The sequence below is a fragment of the Streptomyces sp. NPDC036813 genome (assembly GCF_055609245.1).
On sequence record NZ_JBVJPV010000004.1, the window covers coordinates 471,279 to 493,587 of the forward strand.

Sequence of the window (22,309 nt, forward strand, 5' to 3'; positions counted from 1 at the left end):
CCGGGGCGGGTCTCACAGCTTGCCGCCCCGGCCGCCGTCCCGCCGCGCGGGCGCGATCAGCGTCGACAGATACGGCAGCGGGGCGCCGTCCAGCTCGCCGGCCGGCCGGATCGACTCCTCCGGCAGGCCCAGCGCCGAACCCCACACCGCGTCGGCGAGCCGCCCGGTCTCCCGCAGCGCCTCGGCGACCTCGGCGGCCTGCCGCCCGAACTTGTACGCCACGACCGTGCCGGGCCCGTTCAGCGCGTCCTTCAGCACCGCCGAACCGGCCGTCACCGGCACCAGCGTCAACGGCTCGGTGCCCTCGGTCAGCACCGCGCCCGAGCGTGCCGCCAGATCCTGCATCGCGGTGATGCCGGGCACCGTCTCCACGACCGTGCCGGGCACCAGCTCGGCGATCGTCTGCGCGAGGTAGGTGAACGTCGAGTACACGTTGGGGTCGCCGATCGTCGCGAACGCCACCGTGCCGTGCTCCCGCAGCAGCGCCGCGACCCGCTCGCCGGCCGCGTCCCAGGCCGCCTCCCGGCGCCCCCGGTCGGTGCGCTCGTTCAGCGCGAACACGACCCGGACGATCTTCTCCTGCTCCACGTAGTGCAGCACGGTCGCCTCGGCCCGCCCCCGCTCACCGGTGTCCAGCACGGGGACGACGACGACATCGGCGGCGCGCAGCGCGTTCACGCCCTTGACGGTCACCAGTTCCGGATCGCCCGGACCGACTCCGACCCCGATCAGCCTGCTGCTCATGACGTCCGGCACCTCTCCACGAACCGACGGGCGACACCGGGCACGGACGCCCAGTGGGTGTGCAGGTAGCTCGCGTGCACACCGCCCTGTACGAAACCTTCGACCCGCCTGACGGGAGTGCGTACTCCCCAGGCGGGAGCCGCTCCGGCGCCGGGTTCGACGACCGTGCGGTGGAACTCGTGCCCCCGCATCCGTGTCCCGGCCGGCGCGAGCACACTGTCGCCGACGGCCACGGCGTCCCGGTAGCCGAGCGTCAGCCGCTCGGTCATCCGCGCGGAGGCGTCCAGCACCCCGCACATGGGCTGCCCGTCCAGCTCCCGGCACAGATACAGCAGCCCGGCACACTCGGCGGCGACCGGGGCACCGGAGAGAGCGAGCTCGGCGATCGCCTTCCGCAACGGCTCGTTGGCGGACAGCTCACCGGCGTACACCTCGGGGAACCCGCCACCGACCACCAGCCCGGCGGTGCCTTCCGGCAACCGCTCGTCCCGCAGCGGATCGAAGGTCACGACCTCGGCCCCGGCGGCGGTCAGCAACTCGGCGTGCTCGGCGTAGGAGAAGGTGAACGCGGGCCCACCGGCGAGAGCGACCACGGGGCGCTGCGCCACGGAGGTGACGGGCGCCTCCCACGGTTCGTCCGTCAGCGCCCCTGCGCTGTGCGCCAACGCGAGCAGGGCCTGGAGATCACACCCTGCGGCGACCTGCGCCCCCATGGCCGCGACGGCCTCCACCGCGGCGGAGCCCCGCTCGGCCACTGGCACCAGGCCCAGATGCCGGGAAGGCGTCGACACCTGATCGGCCCGCCGCAGTACGCCCAGCACCGGCACCCCGGCCGCGTCCAGGGCCTCCCGCAGCAGCGCCTCGTGCCGCTCGGAGCCGACCTTGTTCAGGATCACGCCCCCGACCCGCACCTCGGGGTCCCAGGACGCGAAGCCGTGCACCAGCGCCGCCACCGACCGCGACTGCGACGACGCGTCGACGACCAGCACGACCGGCGCCCGCAGCAGCTTCGCGACCTGCGCGGTGGACGCCAGCTCGCCCTCTCCGGCCGCGCCGTCGTACAGCCCCATCACGCCCTCCACCACGGCCAGGTCGCAGCCCGAGGAGCCGTGCAGGAACAGCGGAGCGACCAGCTCCGGCCCGCACAGGTACGCGTCGAGGTTGCGGCCCGGTCGCCCGGTGGCCAGGGCGTGATACCCGGGGTCGATGTAGTCCGGGCCCACCTTGTGCGGGGACACGGCGAGCCCCCGCGCGGCGAACGCGGCCATCAGCCCCGTGGCGACGGTGGTCTTGCCGCTGCCCGAGGAGGGCGCGGCGACGACCAGCCGGGGAACGGACATCACCACTCGATGCCCCTCTGGCCCTTCTGCCCGGCGTCCATCGGATGCTTGACCTTGGACATGTCGGTGACCAGGTCGGCGAAGTCCACGAGCTTCTCGGGCGCGTTGCGCCCGGTGATCACCACATGCTGGGTGCCCGGCCGGTCGCGCAGCACGTCGATCACCTCGTCGGTGTCGACCCACCCCCAGTGCATCGGGTAGGCGAACTCGTCCAGCACGTACAGCTGGTACGTCTCGGCGGCCAGGTCCCGCTTGACCTGCTCCCAGCCCTCGCGGGCCTTCTCCTCGTTGTCCATCTGCGCGTCGCGCTGGACCCAGGACCAGCCCTCGCCCATCTTGTGCCAGTCGACGGTGCCGCCCTCGCCGGAGGCGCCGAGGACGCGCAGCGCGTTCTCCTCGCCGACCTTCCACTTCGCCGACTTGACGAACTGGAACACCCCGATCGGCCAGCCCTGGTTCCACGCTCGCAGCGCCAGCCCGAAGGCGGCCGTCGACTTGCCCTTGCCGATACCGGTGTGCACGACGACCAGCGGACGGTTGCGACGCTGACGGGTCGTCAGACCGTCGTCCGGTACGACACTCGGCTGTCCCTGCGGCATTACGCGGCCCTCCTCGAAGTCCCCTGCACGTCCTTGACCAGCCCGGCGATCGATTCCGCCCGCAGCTCGTCGAGCGTGACGGCGGTGCCGCCCAGATCGGCGGCGAGCTGCCCGGCGAGAGCGAGCCGCACCGGCCCCGACTCGCAGTCCACGACCACCGAGGCGACCGAGTCGGCCGCGAACAGCCGCGCCGCGCGACCGGCGAGCGCCACCGGCTCCGGGCCGCCCGTCGCACGGCCGTCGGTCACGACCACGACCAGGGGCCGGCGCGCCGGGTCCCGCAGCCGCTCCACCCGCAGCACCTCGTGCGCCTTGAGCAGCCCGGCCGCCAGCGGCGTACGGCCGCCGGTCGGCAGCGACTCGAGGCGCGCGGCGGCCGCGTCCACGGACGAGGTCGGCGGCAGCGCGACATCCGCGGCCGACCCCCGGAAGGTCACGAGCCCCACCTTGTCCCGCCGCTGGTAGGCGTCCAGCAGCAGAGACAGCACGGCGCCCTTCACGGCGCTCATCCGCTGCCGCGCCGCCATCGACCCGGAGGCGTCCACAACGAACAGCACGAGGTTGCCCTCACGCCCCTCGCGGGCCGCCTGCCGCAGATCGTCCCGGCGGATCACCAGCCCGGGCCCGGAACGGCCCCGCGCCCGCTGGTGCGGGGCGGCCGCCTGCACGGTCGCCGCCAGGTGCAGCTTCGTCAGCGCGCCCTGCGGCCGGCGCGCCCCGGTCGTGCGCCCCTGCTCGGTGCGCGCCCGCGAACGCCGCCCGGCCGCGCCCTCGCCGATCCCGGGCACACTCAGCACCTTGGTGCGGAAGGGCTCGGAGGCCCGTGCCGCCGGCTGCTCGGCCGCGCCCGCGCCGGACGTCTGCGGCTCGCCGCCGTCGCCCTCCTCGGGCCGCGCCCCGGTGTCGCCGCCCTGCGGACCGGAGTCGGGAGACGGCTGCCCGCCGCCCCCACCGGGCCCGTCGGGGCCGGGATCGGGGTCCGGGTCGTCGTCGGGGGACTCGCCGGAGAACTCCTCCAACGTCTGGTCGAGCTTGTCCTCGTCGAGGCCGGGGGCGTCGAAGGGGTTACGGCGCCGCCGGTGCGGCAGCGCCAGCAGCGCCGCCTGCCGCACGTCCTCGGCGAGCACGTCGGTCCGCCCGGCCCACGCGGCCAGCGCGGTCGCGGTGCGGGCCATGACGATGTCGGCGCGCATGCCGTCCACCTCGAACGCCGCGCAGGTCGCCGCGATCTGCCGCAGCGCCCCGTCACCGAGGCGCACCTGCGGCAGCAGAGCCCGCGCCGCCGTGATCCGCTGCCGTACGGCGCTCTCCTCCTCGGCCCAGCGCTCGGCGAAGGCGGCCGGGTCGGCGTCGTACGCCAGGCGCCGCTTGACGACCTCCACCCGCTGGTCGGGCTCACGGGAGGCGGCGACCTCCACGGTCAGCCCGAACCGGTCGAGCAACTGCGGCCGCAGTTCGCCCTCTTCCGGGTTCATGGTGCCGACCAGCAGGAACTTCGAGGCGTGGCGCACGGAGACGCCCTCGCGCTCCACGTAGGAGGCGCCCATCGCCGCCGCGTCGAGCAGCAGGTCGACCAGGTGGTCGTGGAGCAGGTTGACCTCGTCGACGTACAGGATGCCGCGGTGCGCGTCGGCGAGCAGGCCCGGCTCGAACGCCTTGACGCCCTCGGCGAGCGCACGCTCGATGTCGAGCGCGCCGACGAGCCGGTCCTCGGAGGCGCCGACGGGCAGTTCGACCATGCGGGCGGGCCGTGCGACGCCCGCCCCCGGCTCGTGCGGGCCGTCGGGGCAGGACGGGTCCGGGGCCACCGGGTCGCAGGAGAAGCGGCAGCCGGCGACGACGTCGACCTCCGGCAGCAGCGCCGACAGCGCGCGCACGGCGGTCGACTTCGCGGTGCCCTTCTCGCCGCGCACCAGCACCCCGCCGACCGCCGGCGAGACGGCGTTCAGCAGCAGCGCGAGCCGCAGGTCGTCCTGGCCGACCACGGCCGTGAAGGGAAAGGGGGTGGTCACTTCTCGTCGCCCTCCAAGTCGCCTTCCAGCTCCAGATAGGTGGCGCGCAGCCGCTCCAGGGTGTCCGCGTCCGGCTCCGCCCACAGGCCGCGCTCGGCGGCCTCCAGCAGTCGTTCCGTGATGCCCCGCAGCGCCCACGGGTTGGACTTCTTCATGAAGTCCCGGTTCTCCGGGTCGAAGACGTACTCGGCGCTGAGCTTCTCGTACATCCAGTCGTCGACCACGCCCGCCGTGGCGTCGTAGCCGAACAGGTAGTCCACCGTCGCCGCCATCTCGAAGGCGCCCTTGTAGCCGTGCCGGCGCATGGCCGCCATCCAGCGCGGATTGACCACCCGCGCGCGGAAGACGCGGTGGGTCTCCTCGCCCAGCGTGCGGGTCTTCACCTGGTCAGGCGTGGCCGAATCGCCCACGTACGCCTCGGGGTTGGCGCCGGTGAGGTGCCGGACCATGGCGACCATGCCGCCGTGGTACTGGAAGTAGTCGTCGGCGTCGACCAGGTCGTGCTCACGGGTGTCGACGTTCTTCGCGGCGACCGCGATCCTCTTGAACGCGGTCTCCATGTCCCCGCGCGCCGCCCGCCCGTCGAGCCCGCGCCCGTAGGCGTAGCCGCCCCACACCGCGTACACCTCGGCGAGGTCGGCGTCCGAGCGCCAGTTGCGGGCGTCGATCAGCGGCAGCAGACCCGCGCCGTACGCGCCCGGCTTGGAACCGAAGATGCGGGCCGTGGCCCGGCGCCGGTCGCCGTGCTCGGCGGTGTCGGCGTCGGCGTGCGCCTTGACGTAGTTGCGCTCGGCGGGCTCGTCCAGCTCCGCCACCGTGCGGACCGCGTCGTCGATCAGTCCCACGACGTGCGGGAACGCGTCCCGGAAGAAGCCGGAGATACGGACCGTGACGTCGATGCGCGGCCGGCCCAGTTCCTCCAGGGGCACCACTTCGAAGCCGGTCACGCGGCGCGAGGCGTCGTCCCAGACGGGACGGCAGCCCAGCAGCGCCAGGATCTCGGCGATGTCGTCGCCCTGCGTGCGCATCGCCGACGTGCCCCACACCGTGAGGCCGACCGACTTCGGGTACTCGCCCGTGTCCTGGAGATAGCGGGCCACGAGCGAGTCGGCGAGCGACTGCCCGACCTCCCAGCTCAGCCGCGACGGGATCGCCTTGGGGTCGACCGAGTAGAAGTTCCGGCCGGTCGGCAGGACGTTGACCAGACCGCGGGTCGGCGAGCCGGACGGCCCCGCGGGGACGTAACCGCCGTCGAGCGCCTTGAGGATGTGCCCGATCTCGTCGGTCGTACGGGCGAGGCGCGGCACGACTTCCGTGCACGCGAACTCCAGCACGGCGACCGCGTCGGACAGTTCGGCGCCGAGGACGTCCCTGAGGAGACCACGGCTCTGCGAGGCGTCCCAGCCGCGCTCCTCCATGCCCTCCGCGATCCGCCGGCACAACTGCTCCAGCAGGTCGATCGCGTCGGATGCGGTGCGCGCCGGACCCTCCACCAGGTCCGTCAGCTCCACCGGCACCTTCACCGGGGCACCCGGCTCGCCCAGCAGCTCCTTCTCGGCCAGCCCGAAGTGCGCCGCCAGCGAGGCCCGCAGACCCGGCAGGGCGTTCGCCTGCCCGCCCCACACCTGCGAGGCGCGCAGCACGGCCAGCACCAGGTTGACGCGCGGCTCGGCGACCGGCCCGCCGCCCAGGATGTGCAGACCGTCGCGGATCTGCACGTCCTTGATCTCGCACAGATAGCCGTCGATGTGCATGACGAACTCGTCGAACGTCTCGTCGTCCGGCTGCTCGTCCACATGCAGGTCGTGGTGCAGCTCGGCCGCCTTCACCAGCGTCCAGATCTGGGCGCGGACGGCCGGCGCCTTCGCCGGGTCCAGGTCGGACACCAGCGCGTACTCGTCGAGCAGCTGCTCCAGCTTCGCCAGGTCGCCGTACGTGTCGGCGCGGGCCATCGGCGGTACGAGGTGGTCGACGACCGTGGCGTGCCCGCGCCGCTTGGCCTGGGTGCCCTCGCCGGGGTCGTTGACGATGAACGGGTAGATCAGCGGCAGGTCACCGAGGACGGCGTCGGGTGCGCACCCGCCGGACAGGCCGAGGCCCTTGCCCGGCAGCCACTCCATCGTGCCGTGCTTGCCCATGTGCACGATCGCGTCCGCGCCGAAGCTGTTGTCCAGCCAGCGGTAGGCCGCCATGTAGTGGTGGGACGGCGGCATGTCGGGGTCGTGGTAGATCGCGACCGGGTTCTCGCCGAAGCCGCGCGGCGGCTGGATCATCACGACGACGTTCCCGAACTGCAGGGACGCCAGCACGATGTCGTCGCCGTCGACGTACAGGGAGCCCGGCGGCTCGCCCCACGCCTGAAGCATGGCGTTCCTGAGCTCCGGGTCCAGCTTGTCGAACCACGCCCGGTAGTCCGCCAGCGGCACCCGCGCGGGCGCGGAGGCCAGCTGTTCCTCGGTCAGCCACTCGACGTCGTGGCCGCCGGCCTCGATCAGCCGGTGGATCAGCTCGTCACCGCCGGAGGGGTACTCGGTCAGCGCGTACCCGGCGTCCCTGAGCGCGTCCAGCACCCGCACCGCCGACGCGGGCGTGTCCAGGCCGACGGCGTTGCCGACGCGGGAGTGCTTGGTCGGGTAGGCGGTGAAGACCAGCGCGATCTTCTTCTCGGCGTTCGGCTTGTGCTTCAGCCGGGCGTGCCGCACGGCGATCCCGGCGACGCGCGCGGCCCGCTCCGGGTCGGCGACGTAGACCGGGACCTCGTCCGGGCCCTGCTCCTTGAAGGAGAACGGCACGGTGATCAGCCGGCCGTCGAACTCCGGGATCGCGACCTGCATCGCCGCGTCCATGGGGGACAGGGCCGCGTCCGACTCCTCCCAGGCGCTCTTCGACGAGGTCAGGCAGAGCCCTTGCAGCACCGGGACGTTCAGCTCGGCGAGCGCGCCGATGTCCCAGGCCTCCTCGTCGCCGCCCGCGGACGCCTGCGAGGCGTGCGTGCCGCCGGCCGCGAGCACGGTGGCGACCAGCGCGTCGGCCCGCGTGAGGAGTTCGTACAGCCCGGCGTCCGCGCCGCGCAGGGAACCGCAGTACACGGGCAGCGCGTTGGCGCCCTGCGCCTCGATCGCCTCGCACAGGGTGTCGACGAAGGCGGTGTTGCCGCTCAGTTCGTGGGCGCGGTAGAAGAGCACGCCCACGGTCGGACGCCCGTCCTCCAGCGGGTACGAGCCGTGGACACCGTACTCCGGCATCTTGCGCGGCTCCTCGAAGCCCTCACCGGTCAGCAGCACGGTGTCCGACAGGAACCGCGACAGCTCCAGCAGGTTCTCGGGGCCGCCCTCGACCAGGTACCGCAGCGCCTCGGCGACCACGCCGGCCGGCACGCTCGACTCGGCCATCAGCTCGGCGTCGGGGACGGCCTCGCCGCCCAGCAGCACCGTCGGGACGCCGGACGCCTTCAGCGCGGCGAGCCCGTCCTCCCAGGCCCGTTTGCCGCCCAGCAGCCGTACGACGGCCAGGTCCGCGCCGTCGAGCAGGCCCGGCAGTTCGGCGGCGACGTCGACGCGGGTGGGGTTGCCGATCCGGTAGTCCGCGCCGGAGGCCCGGGCCGCCAGCAGATCCGTGTCGGCGGTCGACAACAACAACACTGTGCTCATGCGGGCGCTCCCGGTGGAATGAAAGGCAGTCCTTGCGGCGCGCCGGACTCGATGAGCCGCCACAGCGCGTCCGTGTCCGCGTGCTGTTCGATGAGGTCGCCGAGCCGGTCGAGCTGCTCCTCGCGCAGCGCGGCGAAGGAGGTGTCCGGCGCGGGCACGAAGCGGCGGCCCGCGGCGGCGGCCACCTCGCGCAGGAAGGCGCGGCGGAAGCCGTCCGACTCCAGCGAGCCGTGCCAGTGGGTGCCCCACGTCTCGCCGACGCGGCAGCCGTCGAGGAAGGGCTCCCCGCCCGTCACGGAGGCGACCCCGTGGTGGATCTCGTACCCCTCGACCCGTTCGCCGAGGGCTTCCCCGACCGGCCGGGTGAGGGTCTTCTCGCGGGCGAACCGCACCCGCACGGGCAGGATGCCGAGCCCGTCGACCTGTCCCGCACGCGACTCGACCTCGTCCTCGATGTGCTCGCCGAGCACCTGGAAGCCGCCGCAGATGCCGAGGACCGGGCGGCCTTCGGCGGTCCTGCGCACGAGGGCGTCGGCAAGTCCCCGCTCCCGCAGCCACTGAAGAGCCCGCACGGTCCCGCGCGTGCCCGGGATCACCACGAGGTCCGCGTCGGCCAGCTCCTCCGGACGGTCCACGAACCGCACGACCACGCCCGGTTCGGCGGCCAGCGCGTCCACGTCGGTGAAGTTGGACATCAGCGGGATCGCGCAGACGGCGACCCGCAGCACGTCCTCGCCGACGGGCGGGGAGACGGCCGACTCGCGGACGGTGCCGCGCAGGGACACCCGCAGGCCGTCCTCCTCGTCGATGCCGAGCCCGTGCCGGAAGGGCAGGACGCCGTAGGCGGGCCGCCCGGTCAGGCCGTGCAGCATGTCCAGGCCCGGCTCCAGCAGGGAGACGTCACCGCGGAACTTGTTCACCAGGAACCCGGCGACCAGTTCCTGGTCCTCGGGCGAGAGCAGGGCGACGGTGCCGAAGAAGGACGCGAAGACACCCCCGCGGTCGATGTCGCCGACGACGAGCACGGGCAGCCGCGCACCCCGCGCGATGCCCATGTTCACGATGTCGGTCCGGCGCAGATTGATCTCGGCCGGCGAGCCCGCCCCCTCGCAGATCACCGCGTCATACGTGCCCCGCAACTCGGCCAGGCACTCCAGGACCGTGCCGAGCAGCTGCTGCTGGCGTCCGCCGTGGTAGCCGCGGGCGCTCAGCTCACCCACCGGCTTGCCCAGCAGCACCACCTGGCTGCTCTGCTCGCCACCGGGCTTGAGCAGCACCGGGTTCATCAGCGCGGTCGGCTCGATCCGGCAGGCCTGGGCCTGCATGGCCTGCGCCCGCCCGATCTCGGCGCCCTCGCGGGTGACGAAAGAGTTGAGGGACATGTTCTGCGCCTTGAAGGGCGCCACCTTCACGCCCTGCCGCACCAGCCACCGGCAGATCCCTGCGGTCACGACGCTTTTTCCGGCGTCGGAGGTGGTGCCGGCGACGAGGAGACCGCCGTTCATCGATCACGCCCTTTCCCGATGAGGCGTGCGCCCGCGCACACGCCGAGCGCAAGCCAGCTCACGCGCCGGGACAGCCGTACCGCCCGGCGGATGTCGGGGGTGGTGACGGCGCGGCCCCGCGTGTTCAGCACGGGCCGGTGCTCCACCCGTCCGCCGTACGACAGGGTGCCGCCCAGCCGCACGCCGAGCGCGCCCGCGAAGGAGGCCTCCACAGGGCCCGCGTTGGGGCTCGGGTGCTTCGCCGCGTCCGTCCGCCAGGCCCGCACGGCACCGCGCCGGTCCGGGCCGGTGAGCACGGTGAGGACGGCGGTCAGCCGGGCCCCCGGCCAGCCGGCCACGTCGTCGAGGCGGGCGGAGGCCCAGCCGAAGCGCCGCAGCCGCGGTGACTTGTGACCGACCATCGCGTCCAGGGTGTTGACCGCCCGGAACCCGAGCAGCCCGGCCACCCCGCCCACGGCGCCCCACACCAGGGCGCCCACGACGGCGTCGGAGGTGTTCTCGGCGACCGACTCGACCACGGCCCGGGCGATCCCGTCGGCGTCCAGCGCCTGCGGGTCCCGGCCGCACAGATGGGGCAGCCGGGCCCGCGCCGCCTCGACATCCCCGGCTTCCAGTGCGCGCCCGATGGCGCGGGCCTCGCGCGCGAGCGAAGTCCCCCCGACCACGGACCAGGTGGCGGCGGCGGTCAGGGCGACGGAGGCGGCGGGGGAGCGGCGTACGGAGCGGGCGGCGACGGCCCCGAGGGCGACGGCGCCGCCGGCGCAGACGGCGGTGTGCAGGGCGCCCCAGCCGCGGTGGTCGCGCCACAGGGTGCGCTCGACGGCGCCCGCGGCCCGTCCGAACACGGCGACCGGGTGCCCGCGGCGCGGATCACCGAGGATGAGGTCGCCGAGGAGGCCGGCGGCGGCGCCGTACGCGAAGACGCGCTCGGCTCGCACGGGGCTCAGCCCGCCGTGGGGTCGGGCTGGGCGTCGCTGATGGGCCTGGTCCTCAACCGGCAGCCGCACATGGCGTCATGTCCTCACTCAGGGTGTCCGCGCCCTGGTTCGAAGGAGATCGGCGGTGAGAGTTCCTGGCTCCCGGGGTCGTTCAACCCCGGTGACAGTGGCGGGACCGCGCCGGACTTCCACCGGCTTCCTCTCCTGCCGCCGCAACTTGGCTCCGGCAGTCCACCACGGCTGTTCGAGGGCCGTCAACTTGCCCTTGACCTGGGGCGGAGGAGTGTGGGCAGGCCCACACGGAGGCGACCTGCCAGGTCACAGCGGAACGCGGGGTGCCGCTCGGGCACCCCGCGTCCTGTGTGGTGAAGCCGGTCAGGCGACGATCAGGCTGATGCCGTACGCCACCGCCGCCGCGCACGCCGCGAAGCAGGCGTACGCGCCGGTGACCGCGAGGGCGGCCGAGCCGCCCTGGGCCTGAGCCCGCTCGCGGCGGGACAGGCCCATGATGCCGAGGGTGAACAGGGCCACCAGACCCACGGTGACCACGAGGCTGACACCGAAGACGGAGCCGAGGGCCGACCAGTCGATCTTCATGCTGCTTCTCTTCCTTCGTACCCGGGAGCGGCGGTCAGACGGCCGGGGCCGGGTTCGCGGTGGCCGGCTGCTCCGCCGTCGCGGCGGCGGGGGCCGGGATGGTGGCCGTCAGGCCGTCCGTGACGGCGGGGCCGGCGGCCGGGGGCGGGGTCACGGCGGCGATCGCGGTGGTGACCACGCCGGCCGGCTCCTCCTCCACGGCGTTGACGTTGGTGTGGTCGACGACCTCGCGGCGGGAGATCTTCCAGATGCCGAAGCTGGCGGCCACAAGGAAGACGGCGACAGCCGCGGTGCCCCAGGCGCCGAAGCCGGTGACGTACTCGGCGAGCGCGCCGACCAGCGCGGCGGCCGGCAGGGTCAGGCCCCAGGCGATGAACATGCGGGTCGCGGTCGACCAGCGCACCACACCGCCCTTGCGGCCCAGGCCCGCGCCCATCACGGAGCCGGAGACGACGTGCGTGGTGGACAGCGAGAAGCCGAGGTGGGAGGAGGCCAGGATGGCGGTGGCCGCGCTGGTCTGGGCGGCGAAGCCCTGCTGCGGCTGCATGTCCGTCAGGCCCTTGCCCATGGTGCGGATGATGCGCCAGCCGCCGATGTAGGTGCCGAGCGCGATGGCCAGGCCGGCGGAGAGGATCACCCACGTGGGCGGGTCGGAGTCGGGCGCGATGGCGCCGCCGGCGACCAGGGCGAGGGTGATGATGCCCATCGTCTTCTGCGCGTCGTTGGTGCCGTGGGCGAGGGAGACCAGGCCCGCGGAGGCGATCTGGCCGGCCCGGAAGCCCTTCTCGGCCGCCTTGCCGTCGGCCTTCTTGCCGAGCGTGTACGACAGACGCGTCGCGACCATCGCGGCGACGCCGGCGACGACCGGGGCGGCGACCGCGGGCAGCAGCACCTTGGTGACGAGGACGTCGCCGTGGACCGCGCCGAAGCCGGCGGAGGCGACGGTGGCGCCGATCAGACCGCCCATGAGGGCGTGGGAGGAGCTGGAGGGCAGGCCCACGAGCCAGGTCAGCAGGTTCCAGAGGATCGCGCCGACCAGGGCGGCGAAGATGACCTCGGGACGGATGCCGCTCTCGTCGACGAGACCCTTGGAGATCGTGTTGGCGACCTCCACGGAGAGGAAGGCGCCCACGAGGTTGAGGGCGGCGGACATGGCCACGGCGATCTTGGGCCGCAGCGCGCCGGTCGAGATGGTGGTGGCCATCGCGTTGGCGGTGTCGTGGAAACCGTTCGTGAAATCGAACGCAAGCGCGGTTACCACCACGATCGCGAGGATCAGCGAGAAGCTTTCCATTTACCCAGGCATTCGTTCGAAGTCATTGGCGGGTTGAACGTAGGCAACCTGAGTGAACGGAAGGTGAACTGAGCCGGGCGTCCCGATGTCGGAAAGAGGGGGGCGCTGCTCCGTTCCGCCGTGCCGGCCCGGGCGGCACACGGGCCGGGGGCCCGGCACAGGGTCTTTGGGCCGTTCGCGGGCACCGGGAAAGAGATTTCGGTCACCCGGGACTGGCAGGATCGCGGCATGACGGAGCAGCGGCGGGAGCGGCAGGACGGACGGGTGGCCGGCGAGGGGACGGACGGCGAGGGGGAGGCCCGCGCGGAGGAGAGCCGCGCGGGAGAGACCCGCGAGCGGGAGGCCGGTGAGCGGGAGGCCCGCGCCTGGGAGGAACTGGTCGCCACGGCGCGCCGGACCGTCGCGGACGGGCTGGTGGTCGGGACGTCGGGCAATGTCTCGGTACGCGTCGGTGACCTGGTCCTGGTCACTCCGTCGGGCGTGGCCTACGACCGGCTGCGCCCACAGGACCTGACGGCGGTCGACCTCGACGGCCGGCACCTGCGCGGCACCCTGGTGCCGACCAGCGAGCTGCCGATGCACCTCGCCGTCTACCGCACGACGGACGCCCGGGCCGTCGTGCACACGCACGCCGTCCACGCCACGGCGGTCTCGACTCTCGTGCCGCAGCTCCCGCTCGTCCACTACATGGCCGCGGCCCTCGGCGGCCCGGTCCGGGTCGCCCCTTACGCCACCTACGGCACGCAGCAGCTGGCCGAGAACATGCTGCGGGCCCTGACCGGCCGCACGGGCTGCCTCCTGCAGAACCACGGCACGATCACCTACGGCGCCACGCTCGACCAGGCCTACGACCGCACCGCCCAACTGGAGTGGATGTGCCGCCTGTGGCTCACGGCGTCCTCGGTGCCCGGCCTCGCCCCGAACCTGCTGACCGAGGAGCAGCTGGCGGAGGTGGGGGAGCGGCTGCGGGGTTATGGGCAGCGGGGGTGAGGGGGGCCGGGTGAGCGCCGTGCGGTGGGAGTGATCACCCCGCATGTCGCTTCCGGTGGCTTGGGACGGAGCACGCCGGGAAACTGGTTCCCGTGCGCACTGTCAAAGCGACGGCCGCTGCCGTCACCGCCGTGATGGGTGCCGGGGCCGCAGCCGTGGTCGCCGGCCGACTCGCCAGCGACGCCGCGCTCAAGGCGCCCCCGGGCCGGCCGCTGCCGACCGAGCCCCGGCTCACCGTCCACGCCACGGCCGCCGGCCGGATCGCGCTCACCCGCGATCTGGCCGCCCTGCGCCCCGGCACCTACGGACTCGCCGGCGACGGCAGCCACGCGGTCGTCGGCCAGGTCCTGGACTCCGCCGAGCACACCGCCGACACCGTCGTACGCCGCCTGGAGCGCGTCACGCACGGCACGCTGGAACCGGGCGACAAGGTGTGGCTCACCGCGAACCTCCACGTCGGCGACCCTCAGGCCGCCCTCGGTCTGGAAGTTGCCGACGTCGACGTGCCCGGGGAGCTCGGGTCCCTGCCCGCCTGGTTCGTACCCGCCGCCCGGGACACCTGGGTGATCGCCGTGCACGGCCTCGGCACCACCCGCGAGCTGCCCATGAACGTCATGGGCATGCTGAACCGGCAGCGCTTCCCGGTGCTGGCCCTCGCCTACCGCGGCGACCTGGGCGCGCCCCGTCCCCCGGACGGCCTGAACCACTTCGGCGAGACCGAGTGGCGCGACGTGGACGCCGCGATCCGCTACGCCGTCCGCTACGGCGCCCGCCGGGTCGTCCTCTACGGCTGGTCCACCGGCGCCACCATGGCGCTGCGCGCGGCTCAGCTCTCCGGGATGCGGGAGCACGTCTCCGGGCTGGTCCTCGACTCACCGGTGCTCAGCTGGCCGACCACGCTGCGCGCTCTCGCCGTGGCCCGGCGTACGCCGGGCGCGCTGCTGCCGCTCGCGGTGCGCGCGGCGCAGGGCCGGACCGGGCTGCAGGACGGCCCCGCCGACGGCACCATCGCGGCGGACGCCGACGGCCTCGCGGTGCCCACGCTGATCGTCCACGGCCCCGGCGACACGGTGGCCCCCTGGCGCTTCTCCCGCCGCTTCGCCGCCCGCCGCCCCGACCTCGTCGCCTTGCACACGGTGGCCCAGGCCCCGCACGGAGCGATGTGGAACGCCGACCCGGACTCCTACGAGGAAGCCCTCCGCCGCTTCCTGACCCCCCTGATGTGACCCCACCCCGCAGAAACTGAACGCGCACCGTCGCAGAGCGGCGTCCGACGGCGGGCCCTACGCCGCGCAGTCGCGCTGCACCCGCCACCGCGCTGCGCAGGGCCCGCCGCCGGACGCTGCCCTGCTGCGCAGGGCCCGCCGCCGGAGGCCGCCGCAGGGCCGCCCGGGTGCCGCCATCGTCAGCCTCGGTCGACGCTGCCCGGGCGTCGCGGCCGACGGTCTTGCGGTCGACGGAGGCGCGCACGCAGGGACCCGGCCGACCGCCGGACCGGGCACTGTGCGAGCGGGTCAGCCGGCTCCCCGGCGAGGCCGAGGCGGGCGGCCACGGGCGTGGGGGCGGTGCGGCGCTGACGCGACCGGACGAGGCGCGGGCGCGGTGCACGCCGCCGCGCTCCGCAGGGACTGCCGGCCGGGCCGCCGGACGCCACCGACGGCCGGCCCGGTGCTGCGGACAACCCTCCGGGCCTGTCGGCCGGGCCTCCGCCGGACGCCGCCGACTGCCGGCCCGGCGCTGCCGAGAGTCCTCCGGCCCTGTCGGCCGGGTCTCCGCCGGACGCCCCCGGTGCCACGTTCGTGCGCCGCCGCCGACAGCCTCGGTGCGAAGCCCCCAGGCGGCACCGCCTACGGCCTTCCGGTCGACGGAGTCGCCGCACGGCAGCGGGTCCGCCGCCGCACCGGCGCCGCACAGGCGGTCGGCCACCGGCGTCGGAGCGGTGCGCCGCCTGGGTGGGCGTCGTCGGGAGGGCGGTACCCGCCCCGGCGTTCGACTCGCAGGCGTCGTGCGGGCCGCCGCGCCGAAGGGGGCCGCGGCGGGGTTGCCGGAGCAGGCGCGCCGTGCCGTCGTTGCCGGCGCCGGGACGGTGGGTCGCCGGGACGCCGGGACGCCGGGACGCCGGGACGGGTGGGTCGTCGGGGTCGAGCGGTGCCGCGGGGACGCGCCTCACGGTGTCGCTCCGGTCGCGGGGCGGTCGGGCCTGTTCCGTTTCAGGGGTCCGTTCAAGGGCGTACGACTGGCCTGATCACGTCTGCTTTCGCTGTCCTGAGCGGGTCCGTCGTGCCGCCCCGTCGCCCGCCGTGGCATTCCGTTTGGGTTTTCGGACCGTCAACCGGAAGACTGCACCCGTGACGTCCCGTATCCCGCGCGACTCCAGGCTTCGACTCGTCCGACCCCGACCCCTGGCCGCCGCCCCCAGAGCCGTGAACCAGCGGCGCCCGCGCCGTCGGGCGCCCCGCCCGCCCGAGGGCACCCCGGCGCCCGCGGAGCTGGCCGGAATGGCTCGTTCCGGCCTGGCCGCCGCCGCCCGCGTCGCCCGCTGGGCCGACGCCGCGCTCGGCCCCGGCCGGGCCGGCGCCACCGCCGACGGCAAGGCCACCCTCTCCGACACGACCGCCGAACGTGCCGCACACGAACTGGGCCTGACCGTGGACCAGGTCCGGGCCGACTGGGACATCGCCCGCCTCGCCGGCCTCGTCGAGGTCCACGGCGACAGCGCCCGCCCCGGCTGGCGGCTGCGCGCCTGGGACCGCGACGACAGCGCCGTCCTGCGGGGCTGGGTCGCCCTGTTCGACGCCTGGTCGCTCGCCCACCCCGAACCCGGGGACCTCGAGCCCGCGGCCGTCGCCGAGGTCGTTTCGGCCATGCCGCAGGTCCTCTCCTTCCTCCAGCTCTCCGCCGGCCCCGTCCCCGTGGAACAGCTCCTCGACCTGCTCCGCCAGCGGGTCACCGAACTGCGCACCGAGCGCTGCGAGGTCCCCTACGCCCCCACCTCGGGCGCGCCGGAGGTGCCGCGCATCGGCGCGTCCGCCGCGGCCGCGGGTGCCGCCGCGTCCGCCGACGCCGCCGTACCGGTCGCCGAGGCCGAGCTCGCACCGCTGCTCGACTGGGCGCTGCGCGCCCTCGCCGCGGTCGGCGCCCTCACCTACGGCGACGGGCAGGCCACGCTCACCCCGCTCGGCAGCTGGGCGGTCTGGGTCAAGCTGGAGCAGATCTGCGTCGCCGCGCAGAGCCCCGCGGGCAACATCGAGCAGGCGGCCGAGGACATGCTGCGCGGCTGCGCCCAGCTGCGGCCGAACGCCGCCCGCGCCGAGTACCGCGCCTGGCTCGCCGCCCGCCCCGTCGGCAACGCCGTCGGCGAGCTGCTCGCCGCCGCCCGCGGCGACGACGCCCTGCTGCGCGGCCTGGCCTTCGAGGCGCTGCGCGTCGTCGGGGCTCCCGCCGAGCCCGACGTCCGCGCCGTGGTCGAGGAGCCGACGCTGCGGCCGTACGCACTGCTGTGGCTGGCCGAGCACGACGGTGTGGACCCCGAGGACGCCCACGAGGTGCTCACCCGCGAGGAGGCCACCTGGCTGTGGGTCGACACGGCCGCCGCCGTCGCCGACCACGGCGAGGCCCCGATGCTGGTCCGGCACCTGGAGTCGGCCCTGCAGCCCACGGTGCCGGCCCTGCTCGACGAGGTCCGCGCCGTCGGCCACCCGCGCACCGTGCAGGTCCTGGTCGCCCTGGCCGCCGCCCACCCCGACCCGGCCCTGGCCAAGGCCGTGCGCCGCGCGGCCTTCCAGGTGCACACCGGGGGCAGCTGACCGCACCGGGGGCGCACGAACCGCAACGGACGTACGCCCCCACCACGGCCCCGCCCCCACCGTGCGTCGTCTCCACCACCGGGCCCCGACCCGGGGGCGTCCCCACCCCGGCCCGCCCCGCCTCGGGTCGTTCTCCTCGCGCCCCGCCCGCTCCGTGGGCCGGAAAACCAGTTGCATGGGGCCGTTAGACTGGTCCCCATGGCCATTCTCCTCGCGCATTAGACGGCGGGACCGTCCACCAGCCTTCCACCGTCAATCCCCACCGCCCAGGAGTCTGACCCCGTGATCTCCGCCTCCGGTATCGAGCTGCGCGCCGGTGCCCGCATCCTCCTCGAGAACGCCACCTTCCGCGTCACGAAGGGCGACCGCATCGGGCTCGTCGGCCGCAACGGCGCCGGCAAGACCACGCTCACCAAGGTCCTCGCCGGCGAGGGCATGCCCGCCTCCGGCACCGTCGCCCGCTCCGGTGAGGTCGGCTACCTCCCGCAGGACCCGCGCACCGGCGACCTCGACGTCCTCGCCCGTGACCGCATCCTCTCCGCGCGCGGCCTCGACGTGCTGATCCGCAAGATGCGCGACAACGAACAGCGGATCGCGAACGGGCAGGGCGCCACCCGCGAGAAGGCCCTCAAGCAGTACGAGCGGCAGGAGACGGAGTTCCTCACCAAGGGCGGTTATGCCGCCGAGGCCGAGGCCGCGACCATCGCCGCCGCGCTGAACCTGCCCGACCGGGTGCTCGGCCAGCCGCTGCACACCCTCTCCGGCGGTCAGCGCCGCCGTATCGAGCTGGCCCGGATCCTGTTCTCGGACGCGGACACGCTGCTCCTGGACGAGCCCACGAACCACCTCGACGCGGACTCGATCATCTGGCTCCGGGACTACCTGAAGACCTACCGCGGCGGCTTCATCGTCATCAGCCACGACGTGGACCTGGTCGAGACGGTCGTGAACAAGGTGTTCTACCTGGACGCCAACCGCTCCACGATCGACGTCTACAACATGGGCTGGAAGCTCTACCAGCAGCAGCGCGAGGCCGACGAGAAGCGCCGCAAGCGCGAGCGGGCCAACGCCGAGAAGAAGGCCGCCGCCCTGCATTCCCAGGCCGACAAGATGCGCGCCAAGGCCACCAAGACGGTCGCCGCGCAGAACATGGCCCGCCGCGCCGACAAGCTGCTCTCCGGACTGGAGGCGGTCCGCCAGTCCGACAAGGTCGCCAAGCTCCGTTTCCCGGAGCCCGCGCCCTGCGGCAAGACCCCGCTGATGGCCGAGGGCCTGTCGAAGTCGTACGGCTCCCTGGAGATCTTCACCGACGTCGACCTCGCCATCGACAAGGGCTCCCGGGTCGTCATCCTCGGGCTCAACGGTGCCGGCAAGACCACCCTGCTGCGTCTGCTGGGCGGCGTGGAGCAGCCCGACACCGGCAAGGTCGTCCCCGGCCACGGCCTCAAGCTCGGCTACTACGCGCAGGAGCACGAGACGCTCGACCCGGACCGCACGGTCCTGGAGAACATGCGCTCCGCCGCCCCCGACATGGACCTCGTCGAGGTCCGCAAGGTGCTCGGCTCGTTCCTGTTCTCCGGCGACGACGTCGACAAGCCGGCCGGCGTGCTCTCCGGCGGTGAGAAGACCCGTCTGGCCCTGGCCACCCTGGTGGTCTCCTCGGCGAACGTCCTTCTGCTGGACGAGCCCACCAACAACCTCGACCCCGCCAGCCGCGAGGAGATCCTCGGGGCGCTGCGCACCTACAAGGGTGCCGTCGTCCTGGTCACCCACGACGAGGGAGCGGTGGAGGCGCTGCAGCCGGAGCGGATCATCCTGCTCCCCGACGGTGTCGAGGACCTGTGGGGCGCGGACTACGCGGATCTCGTCGCCCTGGCTTGATCGAATGAATGATCCACCGGTATGGATCATTCGGCCGAGCCGTGATCCATCATCTGTGTGAGATCTCCTCGTATCGAGGTGTGCCATACACGTATCTGACGGCCGGTTCCTCCCTGTGCGGAGGGCCGGCCGTTCTGCATGTCTGACCTGCGGATTCGCCGACGGGCCGGTTCGATCCTGCGAACGGCGAGGCGCGGAATTAAGGCTTCCGATTGTGTGGACGCGCTCCTGTCGTCACAACGGTGTCGCACGGACCTTGCCGAATGGGTGGCCAACCCGCGCCGGAGGGGTGATCATGAGGAGACCAGAGCGCACTTCCCATGAGGAGGCACGGGTGGCCGAGACTCTGAAGAAGGGCAGCCGGGTGACCGGCGCCGCGCGCGACAAGCTCGCGGCAGACCTGAAGAAGAAGTACGACGCCGGTGCGAGCATCCGGGCGTTGGCCGAGGAGACCGGCCGCTCGTATGGCTTTGTGCACCGCATGCTCAGTGAGTCGGGCGTCACGCTCCGCGGACGCGGCGGGGCTACCCGGGGCAAGAAGGCCCAGACGGCCTGATCCCCGGGCGGCCCCAGGACTCCGATGGTGGCCACCCGGTCGGTCGACCGGCCGGGCGGGTGGTTACTGTGCAGTCACTTACGGATGGCCCGCACGGGCATCCGGCCGACGGATGCCCACGTGGGCATCCCCAGTGACCGCACGCATCGGAGGCGCCCCATGGCCACGCCCGGCCCGGAACTCGTTCCCCTGCTCGACCAGGACGGCGTACGGCTCACCGTCGACGGCGCGATCGCGACGGTGACGCTGACCAATCCGGCCAAGCGCAATGCGCAGAGCCCCGCCATGTGGCGGACGCTCGCCCAGGCCGGCCGGCGGCTGCCGGGCGCGGTTCGGGTGGTCGTGCTGCGCGGTGAGGGGCAGTCCTTCTCCGCGGGGCTCGACCGGCAGATGTTCACGCCCGAGGGGATCGAGGGCGAGCCGTCGTTCATCGACCTGGCCCGCAGCAGCGACGCCGACCTGGACGCGTCCATCGCCGCGTTCCAGGAGGCGTTCACCTGGTGGCGGCGCAACGACATCGTGTCGATCGCCGCCGTGCAGGGCCATGCCATCGGGGCGGGCTTCCAGCTCGCACTCGCCTGCGACCTGCGGGTCGTCGCGGACGACGTGCAGTTCGCCATGCGCGAGACCAGCCTCGGGCTGGTCCCCGACCTGACGGGCACGCATCCGCTCGTCGGACTGGTCGGCTACGCCCGGGCGCTGGAGATCTGCGCGACCGGGCGCTTCGTCCTGGCCGAGGAAGCGGTGGCCTCCGGCCTGGCCAGCCTCGCCGTGCCCGCCGACCAGCTCGAGGGCGCGGTCAAGGACCTGGCCGCCGCCCTGCTCGCCGCGCCGCGTGACGCCGTCATCGAGACCAAGGCCCTGCTGCGCGGCGCCGCCGACCGCACCTACGACGAACAGCGCGCGGCCGAACGCCAGGCCCAGGCACGCCGCCTGCGCGACCTGGCCGGCCTGGGCGAGTGACCACGAAAGGCCACTCACCCGATCAGCCGACCGTACGGGAAATCACCCCGGTCGGCTGAACCGGCGCCGTCGCGGGGTGCCTCAGATGATCGCCGTGACCAGTACCGCCACCGTCGGACGGTCCGGCAGCGCCTGGGACACTGCCGCGCGGACGGCCCGGGCCACGTCCACGGGCCGGTGACCGGTGTGTACGGCGATCTCCACGCGCGCGTGGCGGTGCGGCAGCGCCGCGCCGTCCTGCGCGCGTTCCTCCAGACGCACCGGACGGCCCAGCCCGCCCAGCGAACCGGTGAGCCCCGCCACGCCCGGCACCGCGAGGGCCGCCGCAGCCACGAGCGCCACATCGGCGCCCTCCGTGTCGCTGCCCGCGCCGCCTCCGTAGCCGCCGGACGTGTCCACGGGCGCCGGGCCCGTGTCCTGCCCGGGCTCCATGGTCTCGTCCAGCAGGGCGATCACCCGCAGGTCCACCTCCGCGACGGTGAGCCCCAGCCCCTCCCGCGCGGCCGTCGCCAGCGCCGTCCGCAGTCGCTGCGCGGTCTCCGGCAGTGGTTCCGCCGCCGTCGCCGAGAACTCCGCCGTCACCCGCAGGGGCCCCGGCGGCAACGCACTCGGCGGCGGGGGTACGACGGGCTCGGCCACGTCCGCCGGATCGGCGAGCCCGACGCGCACCGCGCCCAGCAGCACATCCGGCAGGCTCACCACGGCCCCCGCCAGAAACGCCCGCGCGGCGGACTCCGCCAGCCACGCCCCATCACGCGCCTCGCCGAGCGGCAGCAGTCTGCCGAGGCCCAGCCGCCGCCGTACGTCCCGCGTCCAGTGCTCCGCTGTCATTCCTCCAGCCTGCCGCATCACGGGCGCGCGATCGCGTAACCGCACTTACGGTGGTCGAAGGACGACGATGTGGAAGGAAACGGCGATGAGCGACATGACGGCCGGAAGCCGGACGAGCACGTCCGAAATCCACAAGGATCCGCAGACCACCCGTCGCGGTGGCGGCGACCCGGGCAGCCGCGGCAAGACGACGATCGCCGACGGTGTGGTCGAGAAGATCGCAGGTCTCGCGGCCCGCGACGTCCCGGGCGTGCACGCGATGGGCAGCGGTCTGTCCCGCACCCTCGGCGCCGTGCGCGATCGCGTACCCGGCGGCACCAAGTCCGTGACCCGGGGTGTGAAGTCCGAGGTCGGAGAGGTGCAGACCGCGCTGGATCTGGAGATCGTCGTCGAGTACGGCGTGTCGATCTCGGAGGTCTCGCGTGATGTGCGGGAAAACGTCATCACGGCTGTGGAGCGGATGACGGGCCTGGAGGTGGTCGAGGTCAACGTCGCCGTCAGCGATGTGAAGCTCCCCGAGGAGGAGGACGAGGAGCCGGAGCAGCCCCGTATCCAGTGACGGCACTCGAGCGGGCCGTCGAGCAGGCTGACGAGCTGAGGAGC

The 22,309-nt window shown here is 73.8% G+C and carries 17 protein-coding genes and 1 riboswitch; of the genes, 7 read left to right on the forward strand and 10 right to left on the reverse strand.

The window, feature by feature from the left end; translation table 11 throughout:
* Nucleotides 1-12 precede the first annotated feature (12 nt).
* The 9 genes from cobI to ACZ67Q_RS12175 form a co-directional block, all read right to left on the reverse strand.
* Nucleotides 13-744 (reverse strand): precorrin-2 C(20)-methyltransferase, encoded by a 732-nt coding sequence (cobI, locus tag ACZ67Q_RS12135; protein WP_471179941.1) that lies wholly within the window; start codon nucleotides 742-744, stop codon nucleotides 13-15.
* Nucleotides 741-2,084 (reverse strand): cobyrinate a,c-diamide synthase, encoded by a 1,344-nt coding sequence (locus tag ACZ67Q_RS12140; protein WP_471179944.1) that lies wholly within the window; start codon nucleotides 2,082-2,084, stop codon nucleotides 741-743. Before ACZ67Q_RS12140 ends, cobI begins: the two co-directional genes overlap by 4 nt.
* A complete protein-coding gene (gene cobO / locus ACZ67Q_RS12145) occupies nucleotides 2,084-2,683 on the reverse strand; it encodes a cob(I)yrinic acid a,c-diamide adenosyltransferase (RefSeq protein WP_471179946.1) in 600 nt (199 codons plus the stop codon). The genes ACZ67Q_RS12140 and cobO overlap by 1 nt, the downstream gene beginning before the upstream one ends.
* Nucleotides 2,683-4,695, reverse strand: a complete 2,013-nt coding sequence (locus ACZ67Q_RS12150; protein ID WP_471179949.1) for a putative cobaltochelatase — start codon at nucleotides 4,693-4,695, stop codon at nucleotides 2,683-2,685. Before ACZ67Q_RS12150 ends, cobO begins: the two co-directional genes overlap by 1 nt.
* Nucleotides 4,692-8,345 carry a cobaltochelatase subunit CobN gene (gene cobN / locus ACZ67Q_RS12155; RefSeq protein ID WP_471179952.1) on the reverse strand — a complete coding sequence of 1,218 codons (3,654 nt, stop codon included), beginning with the start codon at nucleotides 8,343-8,345 and terminating at the stop codon, nucleotides 4,692-4,694. Before cobN ends, ACZ67Q_RS12150 begins: the two co-directional genes overlap by 4 nt.
* The gene (locus tag ACZ67Q_RS12160) at nucleotides 8,342-9,850 is read right to left on the reverse strand and encodes a cobyric acid synthase (protein WP_471179954.1); all 1,509 of its coding nucleotides are present in this window, start codon (nucleotides 9,848-9,850) and stop codon (nucleotides 8,342-8,344) included. Before ACZ67Q_RS12160 ends, cobN begins: the two co-directional genes overlap by 4 nt.
* A complete protein-coding gene (locus tag ACZ67Q_RS12165) occupies nucleotides 9,847-10,788 on the reverse strand; it encodes a cobalamin biosynthesis protein (RefSeq protein ID WP_471179956.1) in 942 nt (313 codons plus the stop codon). The genes ACZ67Q_RS12160 and ACZ67Q_RS12165 overlap by 4 nt, the downstream gene beginning before the upstream one ends.
* Nucleotides 10,789-10,897: 109 nt before the next feature.
* Nucleotides 10,898-11,039, reverse strand: a riboswitch (cobalamin riboswitch).
* A gap of 124 nt (nucleotides 11,040-11,163) precedes the next feature.
* On the reverse strand, nucleotides 11,164-11,385 hold the full coding sequence (locus tag ACZ67Q_RS12170) for a hypothetical protein (RefSeq protein ID WP_361636471.1): 222 nt from the start codon (nucleotides 11,383-11,385) through the stop codon (nucleotides 11,164-11,166).
* Nucleotides 11,386-11,419: 34 nt separating this feature from the next.
* Complete coding sequence (locus tag ACZ67Q_RS12175) at nucleotides 11,420-12,679, reverse strand: inorganic phosphate transporter (RefSeq protein WP_471179959.1); 1,260 nt, start codon at nucleotides 12,677-12,679, stop codon at nucleotides 11,420-11,422.
* Nucleotides 12,680-12,907: 228 nt separating this feature from the next.
* On the opposite strand from ACZ67Q_RS12175, the gene ACZ67Q_RS12180 reads away from it, so the two are divergent.
* From ACZ67Q_RS12180 to ACZ67Q_RS12205, 6 genes are all read left to right on the forward strand, one after another.
* The gene (locus tag ACZ67Q_RS12180; protein WP_471179961.1) at nucleotides 12,908-13,669 is read left to right on the forward strand and encodes a class II aldolase/adducin family protein; all 762 of its coding nucleotides are present in this window, start codon (nucleotides 12,908-12,910) and stop codon (nucleotides 13,667-13,669) included.
* Nucleotides 13,670-13,761: 92 nt separating this feature from the next.
* A complete protein-coding gene (locus tag ACZ67Q_RS12185; protein WP_471179964.1) occupies nucleotides 13,762-14,895 on the forward strand; it encodes an alpha/beta hydrolase in 1,134 nt (377 codons plus the stop codon).
* Nucleotides 14,896-16,167: 1,272 nt separating this feature from the next.
* On the forward strand, nucleotides 16,168-17,475 hold the full coding sequence (locus ACZ67Q_RS12190; RefSeq protein ID WP_471179966.1) for a hypothetical protein: 1,308 nt from the start codon (nucleotides 16,168-16,170) through the stop codon (nucleotides 17,473-17,475).
* Between the two features lie 282 nt (nucleotides 17,476-17,757).
* Complete coding sequence (locus ACZ67Q_RS12195; protein ID WP_471179969.1) at nucleotides 17,758-19,356, forward strand: ABC-F family ATP-binding cassette domain-containing protein; 1,599 nt, start codon at nucleotides 17,758-17,760, stop codon at nucleotides 19,354-19,356.
* A 334-nt stretch (nucleotides 19,357-19,690) separates the two neighbouring features.
* Nucleotides 19,691-19,912, forward strand: a complete 222-nt coding sequence (locus ACZ67Q_RS12200; protein WP_190220789.1) for a helix-turn-helix domain-containing protein — start codon at nucleotides 19,691-19,693, stop codon at nucleotides 19,910-19,912.
* A 159-nt stretch (nucleotides 19,913-20,071) separates the two neighbouring features.
* Nucleotides 20,072-20,875, forward strand: a complete 804-nt coding sequence (locus ACZ67Q_RS12205) for an enoyl-CoA hydratase/isomerase family protein (protein WP_471179972.1) — start codon at nucleotides 20,072-20,074, stop codon at nucleotides 20,873-20,875.
* 81 nt (nucleotides 20,876-20,956) lie between these two features.
* Here ACZ67Q_RS12205 and ACZ67Q_RS12210 read toward each other — a convergent pair whose 3' ends face one another.
* A complete protein-coding gene (locus tag ACZ67Q_RS12210) occupies nucleotides 20,957-21,706 on the reverse strand; it encodes a nucleopolyhedrovirus P10 family protein (RefSeq protein ID WP_471179974.1) in 750 nt (249 codons plus the stop codon).
* Between the two features lie 85 nt (nucleotides 21,707-21,791).
* Here ACZ67Q_RS12210 and ACZ67Q_RS12215 point away from each other — a divergent pair, with 85 nt between their 5' ends.
* Complete coding sequence (locus tag ACZ67Q_RS12215; RefSeq protein ID WP_471179977.1) at nucleotides 21,792-22,265, forward strand: Asp23/Gls24 family envelope stress response protein; 474 nt, start codon at nucleotides 21,792-21,794, stop codon at nucleotides 22,263-22,265.
* Nucleotides 22,266-22,309: the final 44 nt, after the last annotated feature.